We start from the raw sequence: 23,229 nt of genomic DNA, 5'->3' as shown, positions 1-23,229 counted from the left end.
TCCGGCCCCGGCGGGGCGGCACCCGACGAGCGTGCCGCCCCGACCGGGCCACTCCTCACTCCCGAAAGCCGTACGTGTGATGTCTGCCGCCCCCACCGCCCTGAACCGGCTCGTGAACCCCGAGGGCCTGCCGACCCTGGGTCTCGAACTGCCCCTCGACAACGACTGGGGCCCCACCCGGCTGCGCGCCGCCCAGAACACGGGCGCCCCGTTCGGCGTCCCCGACCTCACCCGCCACGCCGAACTGGCCGCGCTCGCCGACGAGTCGGGCTTCGCGGGGCTGTGGGTGCGGGACGTTCCGCTGTACGACCCGGAGCACTTCGGTGACGCCGGCTCCGTCTTCGAGACGTTCACCCACCTCGGGCACCTGGCGGCCGTGACCCGGCGCGCCGTGCTCGGCACCGCGGCCGTCGTGCTGCCGCTGCGCCGCCCGATCCTCGTCGCCAAGGCCGCGGCCACCGTGGACGTGCTGTCGGGCGGCCGTTTCGTCCTGGGTCTAGCGAGCGGGGACCGCCCCGTCGAGTACCCCTTGTTCGGCGCGGACTTCCACGCCCGCGGTGCCGCGTTCCGCCAGGGCGTCGAGACGCTGCGCGCCGCGTGGGCCCGGCACGCCGACGGGGCCGGGATGGAGCTGCCCGAGCTCGGCCTCGGCGCGGACCGCCGGCTCGACGTGCTGCCGAAGCCGACCGGCGCGACCGTACCGATCGCCGTGGCGGGGCACGCCCAGCAGTCCGCCGAATGGATCGCGCGGAACGCGGACGCCTCGCTCAATTACCCGCGACCGCTCGGCGCATTGCGTCTCAAGACACGGGAGTGGCGGGAGCTGACGGGGGACGACGCGTCCAAGCCGTACCTCACGCCCATGCAGCTGGATCTCGCCCGGGACCCGGACGCCGCCGCGACGCCGATCCGGCTCGGCGTGCGGGCCGGCGCCCATGCTCTCGTCGAGCATCTGGCGGCGATGGGTGAACTGGGCGTCGCCCACGTCTCGTTCAACCTCCGCCCGGGCGACCGGCCCGTCGAGGAGGTCCTCCACGAGCTCGCCGAGACGGTCCTGCCGCACTTCCCCTCCCCCGGCACGGACCCGGACGGGTCCGGGTCCGCGCCGGCGACTGATCAGCGGCCGGCGTTCCGCTCGAACGTCGCGAACGCGGCTTCCTGACGCCACTCGGTGCGCGCCTTCGGGCTGTCGGCGAGCAGGGCGCGGCAGGACCGCGTCCGCACCGGCAGGCCGGGGCGCTCACCCTGGCAGGCCGGGACCGCGCGGTACCCGTCGGCCGTCGGGTTCCCGCGCCACACGCTGGCGCCGGGCAGGAACGCGTACTCCAGAGAGGCGCGGGCCAGGTCCTTCAGCTCCGGGTACGACAGGCCGTAGGTCTTCGCGGCGTACTGGTACTCGTGCGTGATGTCGATGCGCGAGATGCCCTGGTCGTCGGTGGACAGGACGATCGGCACCCCGTACGCGCGGTACGTCTCGAAGGGGTGCTCGGCGCCCTTGACGCCGAGGATCTGGGCGTTGCTGGTGAAGGGGACCTCGACGGCGGTCTCGCGGTCGGCCATCCGGCGGGCGGTGCGCTGCCAGTTGTCCTCGTGGACCAGGTCGACTCCGTGGCCGACGCGCTCGGTGCGGGCCACGTCGACGGCTTCCCGGATGTGGAACTTCAGGTCCTCGGGCTTGACAAGCCCGGGCCACAACTCGCCCGCGTGCAGGGTGACATGGGCCTTGGGGTAGACCTCGCGCAGGTACTTCAGCATGCGCATCTGGAGGCTGTAGTTCTCCAGGGAGCTGTCCCAGTCCTCGGGCTGGACCAGGTTCACGGCGACGAAGCGGCCGTCGCGCTCGGCGAGCCGCATGCCGAGCGCCATCTGAGTGAAGACCCGCTCGGGCGAACTGCCGCGCGACACCTGGGAGATCCAGCGGACGGTGAGCTCGCAGCCGGGGCGGGCCTGCGGCGTGCCGCAGTGCGAGGCGGTACGGAACTCGGCGTCGCCGTCGTCCGCCTCCTTGCGGGACTCGGCGACGAGCGCGTCGAGGCGGCCGCCGGCCAGGAGCTTGCGGTGCAGCGCGGCGAGGTCGGCGTCCCAGCCCACGTCGTTGGCGAGCTTCTTGGCGCCGTCGGACGCCGGGCTGACCATGGTCTCCAGGTAGAACTGGTTCTGCCGTACGGATTCGTCGGCGACCTGGGAGAGCAGCTTGCCGCGGTTGCGCCAGGTGACCTCGCCGAACTTCCCGAAGGTGTCGAAGAAGTGGTCGTGGCCGTTCTGGTCCGCCGGGAAGTCCTGCATGGACCAGGCGCGCACGAGGTCGTCGTGGAAGGCGCGGTCGGTGCGGGCGTCGGCGGCGGGCCGGGTGCCGGGGCCGCAGGGCGGGGGCACGGCGGTCATGGTGGAGTCGATGCAGAGCCCGTCCTGCGCGGCGAGCTCGATGAGGTACTCGGTGGAGACCGCGCCCGACAGGTGGTTGTGCAGGTCACCGCCCTTGGGCATGGCCCGGAAGAAGGAGCGGAGCCGGTCGGGGCTGTCGCGGAGCGAGGTCAGGTGGGCGTCCGTGCGCGCCTCGGCGGCGGTCGGGGGCCGCGGTGCGGACCGGGCCGGCTTCGCGTCGGCGGGCCGCGCGTCGGCGGGGCCCGCGGCCAGCGGCGAGAGGACCGCCAGCGTGGCGGCGGCCGCCGGAACGGCCCAGAGGCGTACGGAACTTCGAGGGTTCAGGTTCACCGGAGCATGATCGTCCGCGCCGGCCGCGCGGAGGGGCGTAACGGGCCGCGCGGGCTCCGTAACCACCCGTCCGAGTGATCACGCAGGCAACGACGCACGTCCGGCACCGGTCCCGTCGCCCCGGGGTTCAGGAGGCGGCGCGCCGCTGCGGCACGTACGGCGCAGGGGCCGGGGACAGGCTCGCGGCGGAAGCGGTCCGCTGCGGGCGCCCCAGCCCTCCGGGCGCTGCGCCGCCCGGCGCGTGCTTGCGTTCCTGCTTCCACTCGGCGAGGAGCGCGTCGTAGATCGGTGTGTCGGAGCAGGCGCCGCCCGGCGCCCCCTCCGATCCACCGGCGGCGGCCGGAGGGGGCGGCGCGACCGATTCGGCGGAAACGATTCTTCTCACGTCCTTCATGGCATCCATGAACGAACAATCCCGGCCACGAGACACCCGACTTCCCGGTACTGACCGCAATCGACCCCTTTCGATCGCGGCCGGTCCATGCCCCTTACGCGAATGACATCCCGAGGGCTACGACGTACCCGCCGGCGCCACCCTCCTGCCCGTTCCGGCACCACCCGACGACCCGGCGGACGGACCACACCGCCGAGCCGCCGGGCGACGACGCGCCGTTCCGTCACGGCAGGCGCAGCTCCACGCGGACCGGGCGGTGGTCCGATGCCGCCTCGGGGAGGACCTCGGCCGTGCGGGGCCGGATTCCCGGTGAGGCCAGGACGTAGTCGATGCGCTCCGTCGGGTTCAGGGCGTCGTATGTGAGGCCGTCGCCCTGGCCGGCCACCGGCCAGGTGTCCTTGAGGCGTTCGGTGAGGGCGACGACCTCCGGGGTGTCGGGGGTGGCGTTGAGGTCACCGACCAGGACGGTGGGCCGGCTGGACGTCTTCACGATGGCGTCGATGGCCTTGACCTGGGAGAGGCGCTCGGCCTGGGAGGTGTGCTCCAGGTGGGTGTTGAGGAAGCGCAGGGTCGTGCCCCGCACCATGACGTCGGCCTCCAGGAGCCCGCGCTGCTCGCCGGTCGCGGAGCGCGGCAGCAGCGTGTTGTGGGCGTCCAGGATCGGGAAGCGGGACAGGATCGCCGTGCCGTACTGGCGCCGCGGGTCGCCGGGCTCGGCCGGGTCCTCGTCCAGGTTGGCGCCGTAGGTGACGTGCAGGTCCAGGCGGTCGGCGAGCCACTGCGCCTGGTCGGCGAAGTCGCTGCGTGCGGACCAGTGCCGGTCCACCTCCTGCAGTCCGATCACGTCGGCGCCGGAGTCGGCGATGACCTTCGCCGTGCGGGCGAGGTCCAGGTCGTCGGCGGGGTCGGCGCCGTGGTGGATGTTGAACGTCAGGACCGTGACGTCACGGCCGGGTACGGGCGCGGCACCGGCCGACGGGGCGACCCCGACCGCCGTGAGCGCCACCGCGGCGAGCACCGCGCATCTGCTCCAGACCCGGGACGCACGAGGTTCACGAGACACAGCACACCTCCGAAATCACAAGGAACCAACAGAACCAACAGAACCGAAGAAACAACTGACGGCTGACGGGGGGTCATTGAACACATCCGCGCGTGGTCAAACACTCAACCGGCGGATTGCGTAGGGATGTTCTCTTCGTGACATGCGCGGCACGACGGCGTCCGGAAGTTGCGGGGATCCGTTCGTGCACGGCTCTTGACGATCCCGCCGGAGCGCCCCGACGATATCCAAACTCCTTTAACTAAAGGGCATTTACTTAATCGGAGGCGAGCACACGTGACCGTCCCGCGCCGCCGTCCGGCCGAGCGCACCAAGGCGAGCGCCGCGGACAGCCGGGTCCACAACCGCGCGCTCGTGCTGTCGACGCTCTACCACCGGGGCGCCATGAGCAGGTCGGAGATCGCCCGCGCGGTGGGGCTCACCGCGCCCACCGTGTCGGCCCTGGTCGCCGACCTGGAGGGCGACGGGCTGCTCACCGACATCGGCCCGCGCAAGGGCAACCGACTGGGGAAGCCCGCGAACCTGATGGCGATCGACGACGCGGCGGCGCACGTCCTGGCCCTCGACCTGTCCGCCGACGGCCGGTTCGAGGGCGCCGTCCTCGATCTGCGCGGCAAGGCCGTCGCCCGGGCCCGCACACCCTACGCCGACGCCGTCGGGGAGGCAGCGGCCGAGCGCGTGACGCGGCTGGTCGCGGAGCTGAAGGAGCTGGCGCCGGGCCGGGTGCTCGGCATCGGCGTCGGCTCCCCGGGCATCATCGGCACCGACGGCGTGGTCCACTTCGCAGGGCACTTCGAGTGGCGCGAACTCCCGCTCGCCGCCCGGCTCTCCGAGCTCTTCGGCGTCCCGGCACACGTCGGCAACGACATCAACGTCGCGGCGCTCGCCGTGCTGCGCTTCCGCGAGGCCAAGACCCAGAACCTGATGGCGATCACCATCGAGCACGGCGTCGGCGCGGGCCTGATCGTCGGCGGGGAACTGGTCGAGGGCGAGCAGTTCGCGGCCGGTGAGATCGGGCACGTGACGGTCGTCGAGGACGGCGAGCCGTGCGTCTGCGGGCACCGAGGCTGCCTGGAGCCCCTCATCGACGCGGCACAGCTGCGCGCACGGCTCGCGGGCCGGGACGCGGCCGGGCGCACCGAGGTCCTCACCGCCGCCGGCCGCGCCCTCGGCATCGCGCTCGCCCCGATCAGCAGCGTGCTCAACCTCAACGAGATCGCCCTGCTCGGCCCGCCCGACCTCGTGGAGGGCCCCTTCCTGGAGTCCGCCGCCGCGACGGTGCGGGCCCGTACGTACGCGCCGATAGGGGCCGCGCTGACGATGCGGTCGCTGGCCGGCGACTCCGATCTGATCCTGCTCGGCGCCGCCGGCCTCGTCCTCGCGGGCGAGCTCGGCGTGTGGTGAACGCACCGCGGCACGGCGACTTCCCGTACTGACACCTTCCAGGAGTTCCCATGACCCGTACGGCCCGCACGACCCGAAGGACGACCCGCGCGATCCGCGGACGCGCGGGGCACCTCCCGCTCGGCGGCGTGGTGGCGGTGGTCGTGGCCGCCTCGCTCGCGGCGGCCGGCTGCTCCGGCTCGGCGGGTCACGCCGGGAGCGGCGACGGCAAGCAGCGCGCGGTGCCCGTCGTGAAGGCGAAGGGCAAGACGCTCACCGTGTGGGTGATGGACGGCGACTACTCCGAGGCCACCCGCAAGGCGATGAAGGACCGCTTCACGCGGCAGACCGGCGCCGACGTGAAGATCGAGGTGCAGAACTGGGACGGAATCACCACCAAGATCACCACCGCGCTCGCCACGTCGACGCCGCCGGACGTCATCGACATCGGCAACACGCAGGTGGCGAGCTTCGCCGCGAGCGGCGGCCTGATGGACCTCACCCCGTACGCGAAGGACCTGCGCCAGGGCCAGCAGTGGCTGGACGGTCTGGAGGAGCCCGCGACGGTGGACGGGCGGCTGTACGCGGCGCCGTCCTTCGCGGGCGCCCGCGCCGTGATCTACAACAAGAAGATCTGGGACGCGGCCGGGGTGAAGGCCGCCCCGACCACGTACGACGAACTGAAGAAGGCGCTGCGCAAGGTCCGCGCGGCGCACCCCGCCCGGGACTTCTCCCCCTTCTACCTACCGGGCAAGTACTGGCACACGGGCGTGCAGTGGGTGTGGGACGCGGGCGGTGATGTGGCCGCGCGGGACGGCGAGGCGTGGAAGGGAACGCTGGGCTCCGGCGCGGCGCAGAAGGGGCTCGCCGAGTACAAGGCGTTCCAGAACGAGTTCTCGGCGCCGTCGACGCGCACCATCGACACACTGAACCCGGACCAGACGCGGGTGTTCGCGGACGGCAAGGCGTCGGCGATCAGCGCGACGAACGTGACGATCGACCTCATCAAGAAGGCGAACCCGAAGATCGAGGACGAGGATCTCGGGACCTTCCCGCTCCCGGGCGCCTCGGGCCGCTCCCAGCCGGTCATGCTGGGCGGCTCCGACTGGGGCGTCGCGGCCAAGAGCGCGCACCAGGATCTGGCGCTGCGGTGGGTGAAGATCGCCACGGATCCCGCGGTGCAGACGGAGTGGGTCGCGGGCCGCGACGGCTGGATCCCGAACAGCGAGGGCGCGGTCAAGGCGGCCGGGGGGAAGGCCGATCCGCTGCTGCGCCCGTTCTTCGACGCGGCGCTGCGCTCGAAGGCGACTCCGGCGTCGGCGGACTGGGCGCAACTGGAAGGCAACAAGGACATCGACAAGGTCTTCTCGTCCGTCGCCTCCGGGTCGCGGTCGCCGCGGCAGGCCGCGGGGACCTTCGACACGACGGCCGGCAAGGTGCTCAATGCCGGGGACTGACCAGGCGGTCGGCGGGCGTCGCGAGGCGCCCGCCGCTCCCCCGCCGCCGTCACGCGCGAGGGCGAGCGCCCCGCCGCGCACAGGGTCCGTCCGCGGCCGCGGTTCCCTCGTCGCGTGGGCGCTGCTGACACCGGCGGGCCTGGTGATGCTCGCCGTCACCGTCGCGCCGATCGCCTTCCTGGTCTACGCGTCGTTCACCGACTACGACCAACGGTCCCTGTTCACGGGCGCGTTCGACGTCGTCGGGGCGCGCCAGTACACGGATCTGCTGGCCGACGCCGAGTTCTGGCGCTCGCTGGCGCGCACGGTCGTGTTCACGGCGGCGATGGTGGCGGGCAGTGTCGCGATCGGCGCGGGCGTGGCGCAGCTCCTGACACGGCTCGGGCCGGCGATGCGGATGACGGTCACGGTCGTGCTGATCCTCGCGTGGGCGATGCCGACGGTCGCGTCGTCCCTGGTGTGGAAGTGGCTGTTCCAGCCCGGCTACGGCGTCGTCAACTGGATGCTCACGCGGACCGGGCTGTTCGGCGACATGACGGACACGGACTGGTCGAACAGCGCGCCGCTCGCGTACGTGTCGATCTGGCTGCTGATCGTGTGGCAGGCGGTGCCGTTCATCGCGCTCACCCTGTACGCGGCGCTGATCCAGATGCCGGCCGAGCTGCAGGAGGCGGCGCGGCTCGACGGGGCGGGCGAGTGGCGGGTGTGGTGGTCGGTGACGCTGCCGTTCCTGCGGCCGACGCTGACCCTGATCACGCTGATGTCGGTGATCTGGGACTTCAACGTCTTCAACCAGATCTGGCTGGTGTCGGCGGGCGGCCCCGACTCGGCGACGACCACACTGGGCGTCTTCGCGTACCGGACGGCCTTCGTGGCGTTCAAGGTCGGCCAGGGCGCGGCCCTGTCCGTGGTCACGACGGTGCTGCTCCTCGCGGTCACCGCGCTGTACATCCGACGGCTGCTGCGTTCCGGGGAGGATCTGTGACGGCGCGAAGGTTCCGCCGGGGCCGCGTCGTCGGCAACACCGTGGCGGTGGTGTTCTGCCTCGTGTGGCTCTTCCCGGTGTACTGGATGGTCAACACGGCGTTCAAGCCACGCTCCGAGGCGATGACGGCGACGCCGCGCTTCTGGCCGGGCGCGCCGACGCTGCACAACTTCGACGTGGCGCTCAACGGCACGGAGTTCTGGACGAACCTGACGAACAGTCTGCTCGTCGTCGGTGTCACCGTCGTGATCTCCATCGTGCTCGGCATGTTCGCCGCGGCGGCCCTGTCCCGGTTCCGGTTCGGCGGGCGGCGCACCGTCATGGTGGCGATCCTCGTCGCCCAGATGCTGCCGGGCACGGCGCTCCTCGTCCCGACGTTCCTCGTCTTCAACGAGGCGGGGCTGCTCGGCACGTACACGGGTCTCGTGCTCGCGTATCTCGCGCTCACCCTGCCGTTCTCGATCTGGGTGATGCGCGGGTTCTTCCTGACCGTGCCGGTCGAGGTGGAGGAGGCCGCGCGGATCGACGGCGCGTCGACCTGGCAGGTGCTGTGGCGGATCCTGTTCCCGCTGGTGCTGCCCGGGGTGATCGCGTCGAGCGTGTTCGCGTTCATCGCCGCCTGGAACGACTACCTCATCGCGTACACGTTCATGAAGGAGCAGAGCCAGTACACGCTGCCGGTGTGGCTCGCGTCCTTCACGAACCCGGCCCAGGGCACCGACTACAGCGCGCAGATGGCCGGTTCGGTCGTCTTCTCGCTGCCCGTGGTCGTGTTCTTCCTGCTCATCCAGCGCAAACTCGTCTCCGGCATGTCGGCCGGAGCGGTGAAAGGATGATCCACCCCATGCTCCTGCCCCGTCCCACCTCGGTCCGGCACGACGACGGCTTCTTCCTGCTCGACGACACGACCGCACTGGTCGCGGCGGCCGAGGCGCGCCCCGAGGCGCGCTGGCTCCAGTCGGCGCTGCGTCCCGCGACCGGCCTCGACCTCCCGCTCGCCGACCGCGCGGAGCGCGCCGTGGAGCTGCGGCTCGACGGCACGCTCGGCACCGAGGCGTACCGGCTCGACGTCACCCCGGCCGGGGTCGTCGTCACGGGCGGGGACCGCGCCGGTGTCTTCCACGGCTGCCAGACCCTGCTCCAGCTGCTGCCCGCCGAGGTGTACCGGCGCGGCGAGGCGTCCGGGGTGCGCTGGGCGGTGCCGGCGGTGGCCGTCGCCGACGCGCCGCGGTTCGCGTGGCGCGGCGCGATGCTCGACGTGGCGCGGCACTTCATGCCCAAGCACGATGTGCTGCGGTTCGTCGACCTGATGGCGATGCACCGGCTCAACACCCTGCATCTGCACCTCACCGACGACCAGGGCTGGCGGGTGGAGATCCGGCGGCGGCCGCGCCTCACCGAGGTCGGCGCGGGGCGGCGCGAGTCGCAGCGCGGCGCCGGTCCCGAGGCGCGGGGCGACGGCCGGCCGCACGGCGGCTTCTACACGCAGGACGACATCCGGGAGATCGTGGCGTACGCGGCCCGGCGGCACATCACGGTCGTCCCCGAGATCGACGTGCCGGGGCATTCGCAGGCCGCGATCGCCGCGTACCCCGAACTCGGCGTCGGGGGCGGCCCCGCGGAGGTGTGGACCCGCTGGGGCGTCAACCCGCGCGTCCTCAACATGGAGGAGTCCACCGTCGACTTCTACCGTGACGTCCTCGACGAGGTCATGGACCTGTTCCCCGGCGCGGTGATCGGTGTGGGCGGCGACGAGTGCCCGACCACCGAGTGGGAGAAGGACCCGCGCACGCAGGAGCTGATGCGCGAGCGGGGGCTGCGCCACGCGCACGAACTGCGCTCGTGGTTCGTACGGCGGCTCGGCGAGCACGTGAGCGCGCGCGGACGGCGGCTGTTCGGCTGGGACGAGCTCCTGGAGGACGAGGTGCCGCCCGGCACGGTCGTGGCGTCGTGGCGCGGCATGACGGGCGCGGTGACGGCCGCCCGCCGGGGCCTGCACGTCGTCTCCTGCCCGGACGACCAGGTGTACCTGGACTACCGCCAGTCCGAGGACCCGGACGAGCCGATCCCGGTGGCGGTGCCGATCACGGTGGAGAAGGCGTACGCGTTCGACCCGGTGCCGGCCGTGCTGACGCCCGACGAGGCCGCGCACGTGCTGGGCGGTCAGGCCAACATCTGGACGGAGCACATGGATTCGCCGCGCACCGTCGACTACTTCGCGTTCCCGCGCCTGTGCGCGGTCGCCGAGGCGCTGTGGTCCACGGGCGAGCGCCGGTACGAGGAGTTCCGGCCGCGCCTGGAGCACCATCTCGCCCGGCTCGACGCGGTCGGGGTCGAGTACCGCGCGGCGACGGGACCGCGCCCGTGGCAGACCCGGCCGGGCGTCCCGGGCCGCCCCTCCTCGGAGGCGGACCGGGAGGCGTTCATCGAACAGCTCGTGGCCGGCATCAAGGAGCCGTCCGGCCCGTCGGACGGCTACGGCGACTGAGGCCGCCCGGGGCGTCCCGGCTCACGGGGCCGCCAGTGCCGCCCTCGCCAGGGTGGCTCTGGAGGAGTTCGCGGTCCTCATCGACGTGCGGCAGCCAGGAGGTCACCCCGCGCTCCCCGCCTCCGGGACGTCGGCGGCGCCGACGGGTTCCCCGAACAGGCAAGCGCCGGTGCGGACGGTCGCGTGGAGGACGTCGGCGGCCGCCGACACCACCGGCACCTCGTGCAGGGGGCGCGCCGCCGAGCGGGTGCGGGCGCGCAGCGCGTCGTGGGTCAGTGCGGTGTCCGGGCCGCCCGCGCGGGAGCGGAGCACCACGGCCAGGTCGTGCCCGGCGCGGTGCACGATGCTCGGGCGCTGCGGCCAGAACACCAGCTGGTCGAGGAAGCCCGGTCCGACCCCCACCACGGTCGTGTCGTCGGCCTCCGTGTGCTCCGCTCCCGTCACGGCGTGCAGCGGCGTCTCGGGGACGGTCGTCCGGAACACGAGCCGCGCGCCCCGCGCCGCGCCACGCGGGCGCACCATGCGCGGCACGCCGCGGCGGGGCGCGACGACGGCCACGGCGCCGGCCCGCAGGGCGCCGAAGTACAGGACGGGGAACACGGGTTCGTCGGGCTCCGGGAGCCCCACCCGGTCGCCGGGGCGCAGCCCGTGCGCGAGCAGTCCGCCCGCCACCCGGGCGCTCAGTTCATCCAGTTCGACGAGGGGCAGCACACTGTCCCCGACTCGCATCGCCGGTCGCTGCGGGTGCCTGCGGGCCGCTTCCACCAGGGCTGTGGCGAGATTGCTCACGTCAGTTCGCTTTCCTACGGGCGGGGTTCGGTTCGACGTGACGATCCTCACCAACCTGGCTCGCCGGGGGCCATGTCGACGCGTACAGGGTCTTCTGTCGCCGCCCACAACGACCTCGACGGTGCTTCTCCCGTTGACAGACCCCGCCCGGTGGTGCCGCCCGCCGGGACCGGGCGGCACGCGTCCGTCAGTGGAGCCGTTCGGTCCGCCGTGCGGCGCGGCGGCGCACCGGTACGACGGTGTCCGGCTCCTCGTACGCCGTGTCCGGGCAGTCCGGCTCCGTCAGGTCCGGGCTGTACACCGGAGCGACGAAGAGGTTCTGCCACTGCGGACGCGGGGACGGCATGCGCCGCCCCGCCGTGTCCGCATGCCGACGCACCTGAGATTCACTCATATGACCTTCCAGCGTTTCGACCCCTCGGCGGCGTGAACTCCGGCCGCCGTCATGACCTTCGATGTGTGACCGGTCCGGCAGGCGCCGGAACACGAATCACCCTGGTGGCGGAGGTACGTCCCGGTGAACCGCGGCGAGGCCGAGCACCCGGCCGGTCCAGCGGGACCGCAGCCACCGGTCGTGGCTGGCGACGACGACGGCGCCGGGCCCCTCGGCGCGCAGCGCCTCCTCCAGTTCGTCGCACAGACTCGGCGAGAGGTGGTTCGTGGGCTCGTCGAGCAGGAGCAGTTCGGGCGGCCGGGCGACCAGGAGGGCGAGCGCGAGGCGGCGGCGCTGCCCCACCGACAGGTGCGCGACGGACTTGGCGCGCTCCGGGGCGGCGAGCAGTCCGAGCGCGGACAGCGGGGTCGCCTCGGCGCGCGCCGGGCCGAGGACGGCGGTGTACACCTGCTGCGCGGAGCGCTCCGGCCGCTCGAACTCCGTGTCCTGGGCGAGCAGTCCCACGGTGAGTCCGGGCCTGCGTCGCACCGCGCCTGCGGCCGTGAGCCGCCCGGCCAGCACCGCGAGGAGGGTGGACTTGCCCGCGCCGTTGCCGCCCGTGACGAGGAGCCGGTCGCCGGGCGACAGCGTGAGGTCGCCGACGGCCAGCCGCCCGGGGACGTGGACGCCGCTGAGTTCGACGAGGTCGCCGGTCCCGGTCTCCTGTACGACGGCGGGGGCGGCGAGGACGAGGGGGCGCGGCGGGGCGGGGATCTGGGCGCGCTCCAGGTCGTCGAGGCGCCGGGCCGCGTTGCGCACGCGGCGGGCGATCTGGCTCTGGACGCGGCCCGCGCGCAGGCCGTAGCCCATCTTCTCGGTGTCGCGGGGTCCCCGGTCGGGGGCGACTCTGCGGGCGGTCGTGTCCACCGATGCGCGCAGGGCGGTCAGCGCCTCCTGTTCCTCGGCGTACCGGCGTTCCCAGCGGGCGCGTTCGGCCCGCTTCTCCGCCAGGTAGGCGCTGTAGGTGCCGCCGAAGCGGACGGGTCCGTCGAGCGCCGGGTCGAGGTCGAGGAGGTCGGTGCAGACGGCGTCGAGGAAGGCGCGGTCGTGGCTGGCGACGACGACGGCGCCGGGCAGGCCTCGCAGTTGCTCCTCCAGGAAGGCCGCGGCGGCGTCGTCGAGGTGGTTGGTGGGTTCGTCGAGGAGCAGGGCGGTCGGACGCCGGACGAGCAGCGCCGCGAGCGCGAGGCGCGAGCGCTGCCCGCCGGAGAGCGAGCCGACGGTACGGGTGTACGGGATCGCGCCGAGGCCGAGTCCGGCCAGCACGATCCCGGCGCGCCGGTCGGCGTCCCACACCTCCTTCTCCTCGGCCTCCTGGAGGAGCCGGCCGTACGCGTCGAGGAGCTCGGCGTCCTCGGGGGCGTCGGCCACGCGGGCGGCGAGCCGGTCGAGCTCCGCAAGGGTGTGGCGCGCCTCGCGCAGGGCGTCGTCGAGCACGTCGGCGACGGCGGCCTCGGCCGGGTAGGGCAACTCCTGTTGCAGGCAGCCGAGTTCGGCCGGCCTCTCGACGCGGCCGGAGTCGGGACGGTCGGTGCCGGCGAGCAGCCGGATCAGAGTCGACTTGCCGACTCCGTTCTCGCCGATGAGCCCGATGCGGCGACCGGGCGCGGCGGTGAGGGAGACGCCGTCGAGCACGCGCCGGTCGCCGAGGCTGCGGACGAGGTCGTGGGCGATCAGCGCGGCGGGGGCTGGGGTGGGTTCGGTCACGGAAGGGCTCACCTGTGTGGTCGGGGGCGGGCGGAGGGGCCGGAGCCGGGCAGGTGTCACTCCCCCGGCGCGGCGACCTCCGTCAGCACCCCGTCCGCGAGGCGCAGCCGGCGCTCGACGCCGATCTCGGCGAGGAACCGCTCGTCGTGGCTGACGACGACGAACGCGCCCTGGTAGGAGGCGAGGGCGCTCTCCAGCTGTCCGGCGCTGACCAGGTCGAGGTTGTTCGTCGGCTCGTCCAGGAGCAGGAGCTGCGGAGCCGGTTCGGCACACAGGACGCAGGCGAGGGTGGCACGCAGCCGTTCGCCGCCGGACAGCACGCCGGTGGGCAGGTGGGCGCCGGCGCCGCGGAAGAGGAAGCGGGCGAGGAGGTTCATCCGCTCGGCCTCGGTGCGGTGCGGGGCGTACGCGGCGAAGTTCTCGGCGACGGTCCGGTCGAGGTCCAGCAGGTCGAGCCGCTGCGACAGATAGGCGACGCGGCCGTCGGCCCGCCTGATCTCGCCGCTCTCGGGGGCGAGTTCGCCGAGGACGAGCCGCAGCAGGGTGGACTTCCCGCTGCCGTTCGGGCCGGTGAGGGCGATGCGCTCGGGGCCCCGGATCGAGAGGTCGAGGCCGTCTCCCGCGAACAGCGGCCGGTCGCCGTGGCGGACCTGGAGGTGTTCGCCGTGGAAGACGGTGCGTCCGGCGGGGACCCGGGTGTCGGGCAGGTCGAGGGTGAGGCGCTGCTCGTCGCGCAGGGCGCGTCCGGCCTCGTCGAGTCGGTTCTTGGCCTCGCTGACCCGCCCCGCGTGGACCTGTCCGGAGCGTCCGGCGGCCTCCTGGGCGCCGCGCTTCATGTTCCCGGCGAAGATCTTCGGCAGGCCCGCGTCCTTGAGGTTGCGGGCGGCGTTGCTCATACGGCGCTCGGCGCGCTCGCGGGCCTGCTGCGCCTCTCGCTTCTCGCGCTTGAGGGCCTGTTCCGCGTTGCGCACGTTCTTCTCGGCGACCTCCTGCTCGGCCTTGACGGCTTCCTCGTACGCCGTGAAGTTGCCGCCGAACTGGCGCAGTTCGCCGCGGTCCAGTTCGACGATGCGGTCCATGCGGTCGAGGAGGGTGCGGTCGTGGCTGACGATCAGCAGGGCGCCGTTCCAGTCGGTCAGGACGTCGTAGAGGCGCTGCCGGGCGTCGCCGTCGAGGTTGTTGGTGGGCTCGTCGAGGAGCAGCACGTCGGGGCGCTTGAGGAGCTGGGCGGCGAGGCCGAGGGAGACGACCTGGCCGCCGCTGAGGGTGCCGAGGACGCGGTCGAGGGCGACGTCGTCGAGACCGAGGCGGTCGAGCTGGGCGCGGGTGCGCTCCTCGATGTCCCAGTCGTCTCCGATGGTGGTGAAGTGCTCCTCGGCGACGTCGCCGGACTCGACGGCGTCGATCGCGCGGATGATCCCGTCGACGCCGAGGACCTGGGCGACGGTCAGGTCGGTCGTGAGCGGGAGGCTCTGCGGGAGGTAGCCGAGGGTGCCGGTGACGGTCACGGATCCGGCGGTGGGCCGGAGCTCTCCCGCGATCAGCTTGAGCAGGGTGCTCTTGCCGGCTCCGTTGGGCGCGACGAGCCCGGTGCGGCCGGGGCCGATCGTGCTGGACAGGCCCGCGAAGACGGGGGTGTCGTCGGGCCAGGCGAAGGTCAGGTTCGAGCAGACGACGGAGATGTCGGACATCGTATGTACCTCAGAAGGTGACGCGGGAACGCTCGAGCGCGCTCCACCGCGAAGGGAGTCATGGCGAAAGGGGACGACGAGGCAGCCACTTCGGCGGACGCTTCCTCAGCGTCACCGGTGGCCGTCAGGTCCGGGTCTCACCCGGAGATGTCGTCGTCACCCGCCACGGTCTGCTCCTGATCACACGAAGAATGGAAGATCCACCGTAACAGAGCCTCTTCCGCGCGCCCTCTCCTTTTTTCATCGGCCCCCCTTTCGTCGGCCCCTTGTTCGCCGACGCCGCCCTCGCCGGCCCTTCTGTCATCGGCCCTGCCCTCATCGGCCTCCCTCGTTCGTGGTCTCTCGTTGTGGACACCGCGCGGGGTGCGGGCCGGTTCGGTCTACGGTGATGCCGTGCTGACCGACGGCGCCAGCTCTCTTCGAAAGTGACCCACCGTGACGAGCGTCGCATATCAGGGTGAATACGGCTCCAATTCCGCGGCCGCCGCCCAGAAACTGTTCCCCGGCTGCACCGAGCTGCCCTGCACGAGCTTCGAGCAGGCCCTGGACGCGGTGACGCTCGGCAGCGCCGACCTCGCGGTGATCCCCGTCGACAACTCCGCCGCCGGACGCGTCGCCGACGTGCACCACCTGCTGCCGGAGTCGGGCCTGTTCGTGATCGGGGAGTACTTCCTCGCGATCCACTTCGACCTGGTGGGCGTGGCGGGGGCGACGCTCGACCAGGTGGAGCAGGTGCGCAGCCATGTGCACGCGCTCGGGCAGTGCCGCAAGGTGCTGCGGGAGGGCGGCTGGCGCACGCTGGTCAGCGACGACACGGCGGGCGCGGCCCGCGAGGTGGCCGAGCTCGGGGACCCGCGGCACGCGGCGCTCGCCCCGCCGGCCGCGGCCCGGCACCACGGTCTCGAGGTGCTGCGGGCGGGCGTCGAGGACGACCCGGACAACACGACGCGCTTCGTCGTCCTGTCGCGCGACGCGGACTTCGCCCCGCTGACCGGCGCCCCGACGATGACGAGCCTCTTCTTCGCCGTGCGGAACATCCCGAGCGCGCTGTACAAGGCCCTCGGCGGCTTCTCCAGCAACGCGGTGAACCTGACGAAGATCGAGAGCTACCAGATGGGCGCGGGCCTCAGCCCGAGCTGCTTCTACGTCGAGATCGAGGGCCACGTCGACGAGCCCCGCGTGGCGCTGGCCCTGCACGAGCTGCGCTTCTTCTCCTCCGAGGTCCGCGTCCTGGGCGTGTACCCGGCCCACGCACACCGGCTGACCGAGCGCCCCGCCTGACGCGCGCGCAGCCCCGAGGGGCCGTTGGTCACGCCGGGTCGCCGGTGTGGACGGGGAGTTCGGCGAGCCGCCATTCGAGCATGCCGTCGTCGAGCCGCATCGCCCGGCGGCCGTGTTCGGCGAGCAGCCGCACCGCGTCGTGCGCGAGGACGCAGTACTCGCCGCGGCAGTACACGACGACCTCCAGGTCCGGGGGCAACTCCTGGATTCGGTCCGCGAGTTCGGCGACCGGGACGGAGAGCGCGCCCGGAATGTGTCCGGCCCGGTACTCCTCCACGGGGCGCACGTCGAGGAGCACCACGTCCCCGGCCTCGACGCGGGCCCGCAGCTCGTCCCGGCCGACCTGAGCGGCGCCGTCCTCGCCGAGGTAGGCGTCGCGGGCGGCCGGTACGGTCGCCTGGTGGGTCTCGGTGACCTTGCGCAGCAGCGCGAACAGCCGGGCGACGTCGTCGCCGGCCAGTCGGTAGTGGACGCGCACGCCCTCGCGGCGGGTGGCGACGAAGCCGGCCTGCTTGAGGGTCTGCAGATGCGCGGACGCGGTCGTCAGATTCAGCCCGGCCGCCTTGGCGAGCGCGTCGACCGTGCGCTCACCCTGGGCCAGCAGATCCAGCAGTTCCAGCCGCTTTCCGCTGGCCAGCGCCTTGCCGCCGACCGCGAACGCGTCGTAGAGCGCCGCCTTCGCATCCGCCTTCGCCGTCTTCGGCATGCCATCCTCCATAAATCCATGGAATATTGTAGTAGAGGGCCGCGGCAGCGACCAGCGGGACGCGGCAACCGGTGTCCCGCTCGCTTCACCTGATCTTGGAGGACCCGTGGGCTTCGCCGACGACCACCTCGTCCCCCTCCTCGACGCGGGACTCGGCAACAACGCCTACCTCGTCGATCTGGGCGACGGCCGCGCGCTGGCCGTGGACGCCGGCCGCGATCTGCGCACCCTGCGCGAGGCCGCAGGCCGGCGCGGGCTGCGGGTCGCCTTCGCGGCCGACACCCACCTGCACGCCGACTTCCTCTCCGGCGCCGTCCAGCTCGCCCATGACGAGCGCGCCGTGGTGCTGGCCTCGGCCGCGGGCCGGCGGGGCTTCGCCCACCGGGGCCTGGCCGACGGCGACGAGGTCGGCCTGGGCGGCCTGACGCTGCGCGCGCTGGCCACCCCCGGACACACCGACGAGCACCTCTCGTTCCTGCTCCTGGACGGGGAGCGTGCCGTGGGCGTGTTCACCGGCGGCTCGCTGATCGTGAACTCCGCCGCCCGCACCGACCTCCTCGGCGCCGAGCGGGCCGAGGAACTCGCCCGCGCCCAGTACCGCTCGCTCCAGCGGCTCGCCCGGCTGCCCGAGGACACCGCGGTCTGGCCCACGCACGGCGCCGGCTCGTTCTGTTCGGCCCCGCCCGGCAGCGAGCGCACCAGCACCATCGGCGCCCAGAAGGAAGCCAACCCGCTGCTCGCGGCGCCGGACGAGGACATCTTCGTACGGCGGCTGCTCGACGGCCTGGGCAGCTACCCCGCCTACTTCGACCGCCTCGCCGAGCGCAACCGGCTCGGCCCCGCCGTCCTGACGTACGAACCGGTCCTGCCCGCCCTCGCCGCGGAGCGGGTCCACGCGCTGCGCTCCGAGGGCGGGTACGTCGTGGACGTGCGCCCGGCCGCACGCTTCGCCGGAGGTCATGTCCCCGGGTCGGTGTCGATCGCGCTGCGGGACCAGTTCGCGACCTGGCTCGGCTGGCTGCTGCCCGACGACGCCCCGCTCGCGTTCGTCGCCGACGCGGACCAGGACCCGGGCGAGATCGTCCGGCAGGCGTACAAGATCGGCTACGAGCGGATCGCCGGGCACCTCGCCGGAGGCATGGCCGCCTGGCGCGCGGCCGGTCTCCCCGTGGCGCGGACTCCGTACCTCACGCCGGACCAGGCACCCGACACCGCTTACGTCGACGTGCGTCAGCGGTCCGAGTACGCCGCAGGGCACGTCCCCGGCGCCCTGCACCTCGAACTCGGCACGCTGGCCGGACACGTGGGCGACACCCCCGAGGGCGCGCTCGTCGCCTGCGGGCACGGTGAGCGCGCCATGACCGCGGCCAGCGTCCTCGAACACGCCGGGCACCCGGGCGTCCGCGTCCTGAACGGGCGTCCGCGCGACTACGCGGCCGCGCACGGCCTGCGCCTGACCGAGGGCGAGGCTCCGTGAGCGGCCTCCGGGGACGGGGTCCGGCCGCGCCCGTACGGCTGGGGCTGCGGGAGAACTGGCCGCAGTTCACGCTGCTGGTCGTCGTCAACGTCTGCGTCGGCGGTCTGGTCGGCCTGGAGCGGACCACGGTGCCGCTCATCGGGACCGAGGTCTTCGGGCTGACGAGCGACCTGGCCGTGTTCTCGTTCATCATCGCGTTCGGGCTCACCAAGGCCCTGACCAACCTCGCCGCCGGTGCTCTCACCGCGCGCTTCCGGCGCAAGCAGCTCCTGGTCACGGGCTGGCTGATCGGCGTCCCCGTGCCGTTCGTGCTCGCCTGGGCGCCGTCCTGGGGCTGGATCGTCGCCGCGAACGTCCTGCTCGGCCTCAACCAGGGACTGGCCTGGTCGATGACGGTCAACATGAAGATCGACCTCGTCGGGCCCGCCCGCCGGGGCCTGGCCACGGGACTCAACGAGGCGGCCGGGTACACCGCCGTCGGTGTCACCGCCCTGCTCACCGGCTGGCTCGCCACCGTCCACGGGCTGCGTCCGGCGCCCGAGCTCATCGGTGTCGTCTTCGTCGTCGCCGGACTGGCTCTCGCCTTGGCCGTACGCGACACCGCGGGACACGTCGCCCTCGAACTCGCCCGGCACGCCGAGCCGCTGCCCACCGGCGAGAGCACCGGCCTGGCCGCCGTCTTCGCCCGGACGTCCTGGCGGCACCGCTCGCTGCGCGGCGCCAGTCAGGCGGGACTCGTCAACAACCTCAACGACGGTCTCACCTGGGGTGTCTTCCCGCTCCTGTTCACCGACCACGGTCTCGGCCTCGCCGCGGTGGGCCTGATCAAGGGCCTGTACCCGATCCTGTGGGGCATGGGCCAGATCCCGACCGGGCATCTCGCCGACCGCGTGGGCCGCAAACCCCTGATCGTCACCGGCATTCTCGTCCAGTCCGCCGGCTTCGTGATCGCCCTGGCCCTGCTCGACACCCCGCTGCTCGCGGGCGTCCTGTCCTCCGTCGCGCTGGGCCTCGGCACGGCCATGGTCTACCCGGCGCTGATCGCCTCGGTCTCGGACCACGCCCACCCCGCCTGGCGGGCGAACGCCCTGGGCACCTACCGGTTCTGGCGCGACATGGGCTATGCCGTCGGCGCCCTGGTGGCCGGGGTCCTCGCCGACGCCCTCGGCCTGAACGCCACCGTCGTCGCGGCCGCCGCCCTCACCGCCGCCTCCGGTCTGCTCGCGGCCCGCTGGATCGGCGAGCGCCCGGTGCCGTCCCGCACCGCCCGGCCCGTCAGTGGCCGCTCGCGAACTCCCCGCTGAGCCGGTCGTGGAGGTCGGCGCTCGGGGTGTTGAGCCCAGTGATCTCCACGGTCTTGCCCCGCTGCGCGTACTTCGTCTCGACGGCGTCCAGGGCGGCGACCGAGGACGCGTCCCAGATGTGCGCGGCGCTCAGGTCGATGACGACGTGCCGCGGGTCGCCGGCGTAGTCGAACCGGCCGACGAGGTCGTTGGAGGAGGCGAAGAAGAGCTCGCCGGTGACCCGGTACACCACGGTGGCGTGGTCCGGGTCGGTGACGGAGGTGACGTCGGCGAGCCGGGCGACACGCTTGGCGAAGATCACCATGGCGGTGACGGAGCCGACGACGACGCCGATCGCCAGGTTGTGGGTGGCGACGACGCACACGACGGTGACCAGCATGACGAGGATCTCGCCGCCGGGCATGCGCCTGAGGGTCTTCGGGGCGACGGAGTGCCAGTCGAACGTCGCGAACGACACCATGACCATGACGGCGACCAGCGCCGCCATCGGGATGTCGGAGACGACCGGGCCGAACACGATGCAGAGCACCATGAGGAAGGCTCCGGCGAGGAAGGTCGACAGGCGGGTGCGGGCGCCGGAGACCTTCACGTTGATCATCGTCTGGCCGATCATGGCGCAGCCGCCCATGCCGCCGAAGAGTCCGGTGACGATGTTGGCGATGCCCTGCCCGATCGACTCGCGCGTCTTGTCGGAGTGCGTGTCGGTGAGGTCGTCGACCAGCTTGGCCGTCATGAGCGACTCCATCAGGCCGACCAGCGCCATCGCGAGCGCGTACGGGGCGACGGTCGTCAGGGTGCCGAGGGTGAACGGCACGTCGGGCAGGCCCGGCACGGGCAGCGCGGACGGCAGGGCGCCCTTGTCGCCGACGGTCGGCACGGCGATGCCGGCCGCGACGGTGATCACGGTGAGGACGGCGATCGAGACGAGCGGGGCGGGCACGGCCTTCGTGATCCTCGGGAAGAGGACCGTCATCGCGAGGCCGCCGGCGATCAGCGGGTAGACGGCCCAGGGGACGTCGGTCATCTCCGGGATCTGGGCCATGAAGACGAGGACGGCGAGCGCGTTGACGAAGCCGACCATCACGGAGCGCGGCACGAACCGCATGAGCCGGGCGACGCCGAGTGCGCCGAGGACCACCTGGAAGACACCGGCGAGGACGACGGCCGCGACCAGGTACCCGAGGCCGTGCTCGCGGTTCAGCGGTGCGACGACCAGCGCGACGGCGCCGGTCGCGGCGGAGATCATCGCGCGGCGCCCGCCGACGACCGAGATGACGACGGCCATGGTGAAGGCGGAGAACAGGCCGACGGCCGGTTCGACCCCGGCGATGACCGAGAAGGAGATCGCCTCCGGGATCAGCGCGAGTCCGACCACGAGACCGGCCAGCACCTCGGTGCGCCAGACCTGCGGATCGGACAGCCAGTCGGGCTTCAGCGCGCGCAGGCGGGCGGCCGGCGACACGGGGGCGTCGGAAGAGGGCACGGATTGGAACCTGTCGTGCTCGGGCGCACCCGGGCCGTCGGGCCCGGGCGCGCGGAAGGACACGGCGACACCGGACCGGCGTCCCCGCGGTCGGCTCCGTGGCGGACGGAGCCGGAAGTCGATGAGAGGGGCGAAGGGCGCGCGCCCGGCTACGCCGTCGCGTTCACGTCCCCGGGCGTCACGGCGGACAGGCGGCGGCGCGGGGGGTCCTGGGCTCGCGCACGCTGGTCTCCGCAGCATTCCGCACTTCACCGGGAACACCGTCGGCCCCGGTACGACACCTGCGGGGCGGCACACGGCCGCCCTCGCCCCGCAACTCTACCCTGACGTTAGGGTAGGGATCGGCGCGGCGTAAGGGATGCGGCCGCCACGGAGAAGAGCTGAGGCGGCGGGCGTGGACGGCAGGCACATGCAGATCGGCGAGGTCGCCGCGCGCACCGAACTGTCGCTGCGCACCATCCGGCACTACGAGGACACGGGTCTGGTCATCCCGTCCGCCCGCTCGCAGGGCGGCTTCCGTCTGTACACCGAGGCCGACGTGGCCCGGCTGATGGTGATCCGCCGCATGAAGCCGCTCGGCTTCACCCTGGACCAGATGCGTGACCTGCTCGACGCCACCGACCGCCTCGATCACGACCCCGCCCCGGACGCCGACGAGCGCGCCGCACTCCTGGAGCGGGTGCGCGCCTACCGGGAGGCGGCGCTGGAGCAGGTGGAGAAGCTGCGGGTCCAGCTCTCCCGTGCCGAGGAGTTCGCCGCCACACTGGGTTCCCGTCTCGACCCGAAGGCCGCGCAGCGGCGGAAAGACGAGGTGCGCCCGTGACCGATCCGTCCTCCGCTCCCCCGGCCGAAGTGCCGTACGGGGCGGTCTCGGTGCTGGTCGGGGACCGGCGTGGCGCGTTTCCGTACGGGAACTCGCTGCTGGTGCGCGGGAGGGACGCGACCGTCGTCGTGGATCCCTCGCTGTCCCTGGTGGATCACGTGCCGGCGGCGGACATGGTGCTGGTGAGCCATGGGCACGAGGACCACGTGGCCGGGCTGGGCGGCTACGACATGCCCGTGCACGTCCACGAGAAGGATCTGGCGGCGGTGCGCTCGCGGGCCGCGATGGTGGCGAGCTTCGGGCCGGCCGAGGAGCACCGGGACGCGCTCGACCGGCAGCTGCGGGACGAGTTCCGGGTGGCGGACCGGCCGGACGCCCAGGGGTTCGCCGAGGGCACGGTGTTCGATCTCGGCGGGCGCACGGTGACCGTGGTGCATCTGCCGGGGCACACGGCGGGGCACTGCGGCTTCCTCGTCGAGCCGGACGGGTTCCTGTTCGTCGCCGACATCGACCTGACCTCCTTCGGCCCGTTCTACGGGGACGCGGGGAGCAGCCTCGTCGACTTCGAGGCGTCGCTGCGGCGCTGCCGGGAGATCGACGCCCGCTGGTACGGGACGGCGCACCAGAAGGGTGTGATCGAGGGGGCCGCCGAGTTCCGGTCCCGGCTGGACGCGTTCACCGGTGTCGTCGAGCGGCGTGATGCCACGCTGCTGTCCCTGCTCGACGAGCCCCTGGGCGTCGGGGAACTCGCCACCCATCGGCTGGTCTACCGGCCGCACGTCGAGGGCGTGAACGTCCCGCTGGTCGAGCGTCGCACGCTGGTGCGGCACCTGGCCCGGCTGTCCGGCCAGGGCCGGGTCGAGGAGGTCGAGCCGGGCCTGTTCCGTTCGACCGGGAAGTGACGGCGGGCCGCTCTCCGTGCGGCCGCTCACCCGGCTGCGCGGGTCCGTCACGCGTTCGCGCCATTCCGGGGTGCGCGGCCGCCGCCCGGCGTGAAAGCTGAGGGCAGCGGCTCGGGCCCCTCGTCCTCCCCCCTCGTGTCAGGCGCCG

Annotated in this window: 20 protein-coding genes; 11 read left to right on the top strand and 9 right to left on the bottom strand. The window is 72.9% G+C overall.

From position 1 onward, the window contains the following. Nucleotides 1-79 precede the first annotated feature (79 nt). Complete coding sequence (locus IAG42_RS33515; protein ID WP_188340710.1) at nucleotides 80-1,162, top strand: TIGR03571 family LLM class oxidoreductase; 1,083 nt, start codon at nucleotides 80-82, stop codon at nucleotides 1,160-1,162. Here the strand turns inward: IAG42_RS33515 and IAG42_RS33510 are convergent. From IAG42_RS33510 to IAG42_RS33500, 3 genes are all read right to left on the bottom strand, one after another. Further along, nucleotides 1,117-2,709, bottom strand: a complete 1,593-nt coding sequence (locus IAG42_RS33510; protein ID WP_394811295.1) for an adenosine deaminase family protein — start codon at nucleotides 2,707-2,709, stop codon at nucleotides 1,117-1,119. The genes IAG42_RS33515 and IAG42_RS33510 overlap by 46 nt on opposite strands. 133 nt (nucleotides 2,710-2,842) lie before the next feature. After that, nucleotides 2,843-3,100: a hypothetical protein gene (locus IAG42_RS33505; RefSeq protein ID WP_188340708.1), complete on the bottom strand. Its 258-nt coding sequence runs from the start codon at nucleotides 3,098-3,100 to the stop codon at nucleotides 2,843-2,845. A 232-nt stretch (nucleotides 3,101-3,332) separates the two neighbouring features. Beyond that, entirely contained in the window at nucleotides 3,333-4,127 is a 795-nt protein-coding gene (locus IAG42_RS33500) for an endonuclease/exonuclease/phosphatase family protein (protein WP_188340707.1), read from the bottom strand. Between the two features lie 321 nt (nucleotides 4,128-4,448). Here IAG42_RS33500 and IAG42_RS33495 point away from each other — a divergent pair, with 321 nt between their 5' ends. Genes IAG42_RS33495 through IAG42_RS33475 form a run of 5 tightly spaced genes read left to right on the top strand, consistent with a single transcriptional unit; the run spans nucleotide 4,449 to nucleotide 10,485 of the window. Continuing rightward, the gene (locus tag IAG42_RS33495) at nucleotides 4,449-5,576 is read left to right on the top strand and encodes an ROK family transcriptional regulator (RefSeq protein ID WP_188340706.1); all 1,128 of its coding nucleotides are present in this window, start codon (nucleotides 4,449-4,451) and stop codon (nucleotides 5,574-5,576) included. 50 nt (nucleotides 5,577-5,626) lie between these two features. Then, a complete protein-coding gene (locus tag IAG42_RS33490) occupies nucleotides 5,627-7,012 on the top strand; it encodes an extracellular solute-binding protein (protein WP_188340705.1) in 1,386 nt (461 codons plus the stop codon). Beyond that, a complete protein-coding gene (locus IAG42_RS33485; protein WP_188340704.1) occupies nucleotides 6,999-7,997 on the top strand; it encodes a carbohydrate ABC transporter permease in 999 nt (332 codons plus the stop codon). The genes IAG42_RS33490 and IAG42_RS33485 overlap by 14 nt, the downstream gene beginning before the upstream one ends. Continuing rightward, entirely contained in the window at nucleotides 7,994-8,833 is an 840-nt protein-coding gene (locus tag IAG42_RS33480; RefSeq protein WP_223206270.1) for a carbohydrate ABC transporter permease, read from the top strand. The genes IAG42_RS33485 and IAG42_RS33480 overlap by 4 nt, the downstream gene beginning before the upstream one ends. Nucleotides 8,834-8,841: 8 nt before the next feature. Beyond that, entirely contained in the window at nucleotides 8,842-10,485 is a 1,644-nt protein-coding gene (locus IAG42_RS33475; RefSeq protein WP_262928322.1) for a beta-N-acetylhexosaminidase, read from the top strand. A gap of 102 nt (nucleotides 10,486-10,587) precedes the next feature. Here the strand turns inward: IAG42_RS33475 and IAG42_RS33470 are convergent, their stop codons facing one another. The 4 genes from IAG42_RS33470 to abc-f form a co-directional block, all read right to left on the bottom strand. Then, the gene (locus tag IAG42_RS33470; RefSeq protein WP_188340702.1) at nucleotides 10,588-11,274 is read right to left on the bottom strand and encodes an AMP-binding protein; all 687 of its coding nucleotides are present in this window, start codon (nucleotides 11,272-11,274) and stop codon (nucleotides 10,588-10,590) included. A gap of 187 nt (nucleotides 11,275-11,461) precedes the next feature. Continuing rightward, on the bottom strand, nucleotides 11,462-11,620 hold the full coding sequence (locus IAG42_RS33465; RefSeq protein ID WP_188340701.1) for a hypothetical protein: 159 nt from the start codon (nucleotides 11,618-11,620) through the stop codon (nucleotides 11,462-11,464). Between the two features lie 144 nt (nucleotides 11,621-11,764). Further along, nucleotides 11,765-13,414 (bottom strand): ABC-F family ATP-binding cassette domain-containing protein, encoded by a 1,650-nt coding sequence (locus IAG42_RS33460; protein ID WP_188340700.1) that lies wholly within the window; start codon nucleotides 13,412-13,414, stop codon nucleotides 11,765-11,767. Between the two features lie 56 nt (nucleotides 13,415-13,470). Beyond that, the gene (gene abc-f, locus IAG42_RS33455; protein WP_188340699.1) at nucleotides 13,471-15,105 is read right to left on the bottom strand and encodes a ribosomal protection-like ABC-F family protein; all 1,635 of its coding nucleotides are present in this window, start codon (nucleotides 15,103-15,105) and stop codon (nucleotides 13,471-13,473) included. Between the two features lie 435 nt (nucleotides 15,106-15,540). Here abc-f and IAG42_RS33450 point away from each other — a divergent pair, with 435 nt between their 5' ends. Further along, nucleotides 15,541-16,386, top strand: a complete 846-nt coding sequence (locus IAG42_RS33450) for a prephenate dehydratase (RefSeq protein WP_188340698.1) — start codon at nucleotides 15,541-15,543, stop codon at nucleotides 16,384-16,386. Between the two features lie 28 nt (nucleotides 16,387-16,414). On the opposite strand, the gene IAG42_RS33445 is transcribed toward IAG42_RS33450, so the two are convergent. Further along, nucleotides 16,415-17,092, bottom strand: coding sequence for an ArsR/SmtB family transcription factor (locus IAG42_RS33445; RefSeq protein WP_188340697.1), 678 nt, complete (start codon nucleotides 17,090-17,092; stop codon nucleotides 16,415-16,417). A gap of 106 nt (nucleotides 17,093-17,198) precedes the next feature. Here IAG42_RS33445 and IAG42_RS33440 point away from each other — a divergent pair, with 106 nt between their 5' ends. After that, complete coding sequence (locus tag IAG42_RS33440; protein WP_223206269.1) at nucleotides 17,199-18,569, top strand: MBL fold metallo-hydrolase; 1,371 nt, start codon at nucleotides 17,199-17,201, stop codon at nucleotides 18,567-18,569. Then, nucleotides 18,566-19,873 carry an MFS transporter gene (locus IAG42_RS33435; protein ID WP_188340695.1) on the top strand — a complete coding sequence of 436 codons (1,308 nt, stop codon included), beginning with the start codon at nucleotides 18,566-18,568 and terminating at the stop codon, nucleotides 19,871-19,873. Before IAG42_RS33440 ends, IAG42_RS33435 begins: the two co-directional genes overlap by 4 nt. On the opposite strand, the gene IAG42_RS33430 is transcribed toward IAG42_RS33435, so the two are convergent. Next, the gene (locus IAG42_RS33430; protein ID WP_188341733.1) at nucleotides 19,845-21,335 is read right to left on the bottom strand and encodes a SulP family inorganic anion transporter; all 1,491 of its coding nucleotides are present in this window, start codon (nucleotides 21,333-21,335) and stop codon (nucleotides 19,845-19,847) included. The genes IAG42_RS33435 and IAG42_RS33430 overlap by 29 nt on opposite strands. A gap of 415 nt (nucleotides 21,336-21,750) precedes the next feature. Between IAG42_RS33430 and IAG42_RS33425 the strand changes: the two genes are divergently transcribed. Further along, a complete protein-coding gene (locus IAG42_RS33425; protein ID WP_223206268.1) occupies nucleotides 21,751-22,179 on the top strand; it encodes a MerR family transcriptional regulator in 429 nt (142 codons plus the stop codon). Beyond that, complete coding sequence (locus tag IAG42_RS33420; protein WP_223206267.1) at nucleotides 22,176-23,081, top strand: MBL fold metallo-hydrolase; 906 nt, start codon at nucleotides 22,176-22,178, stop codon at nucleotides 23,079-23,081. Before IAG42_RS33425 ends, IAG42_RS33420 begins: the two co-directional genes overlap by 4 nt. The last annotated feature ends 148 nt before the right edge of the window (nucleotides 23,082-23,229 follow it).

The organism is Streptomyces xanthii (assembly GCF_014621695.1).
GTDB classification, from domain to species: Bacteria; Actinomycetota; Actinomycetes; order Streptomycetales; family Streptomycetaceae; genus Streptomyces; species Streptomyces xanthii.
Note: the sequence above shows the minus strand (reverse complement) of the source record. Positions and strands in the feature narration are given on the sequence as shown.

What these genes read in the sequence shown, in the direction of transcription:
- IAG42_RS33465 (WP_188340701.1), bottom strand. Translation starts at nt 11,620, where the DNA reads ATGCCGTCCCCGCGTCCGCAGTGGCAGAACCTCTTCGTCGCTCCGGTG.
- IAG42_RS33445 (WP_188340697.1), bottom strand. Translation starts at nt 17,092, where the DNA reads ATGCCGAAGACGGCGAAGGCGGATGCGAAGGCGGCGCTCTACGACGCG.
- abc-f (WP_188340699.1), bottom strand. Translation starts at nt 15,105, where the DNA reads ATGTCCGACATCTCCGTCGTCTGCTCGAACCTGACCTTCGCCTGGCCC.
- IAG42_RS33490 (WP_188340705.1), top strand. Translation starts at nt 5,627, where the DNA reads ATGACCCGTACGGCCCGCACGACCCGAAGGACGACCCGCGCGATCCGC.
- IAG42_RS33485 (WP_188340704.1), top strand. Translation starts at nt 6,999, where the DNA reads ATGCCGGGGACTGACCAGGCGGTCGGCGGGCGTCGCGAGGCGCCCGCC.
- IAG42_RS33515 (WP_188340710.1), top strand. Translation starts at nt 80, where the DNA reads ATGTCTGCCGCCCCCACCGCCCTGAACCGGCTCGTGAACCCCGAGGGC.
- IAG42_RS33475 (WP_262928322.1), top strand. Translation starts at nt 8,842, where the DNA reads ATGCTCCTGCCCCGTCCCACCTCGGTCCGGCACGACGACGGCTTCTTC.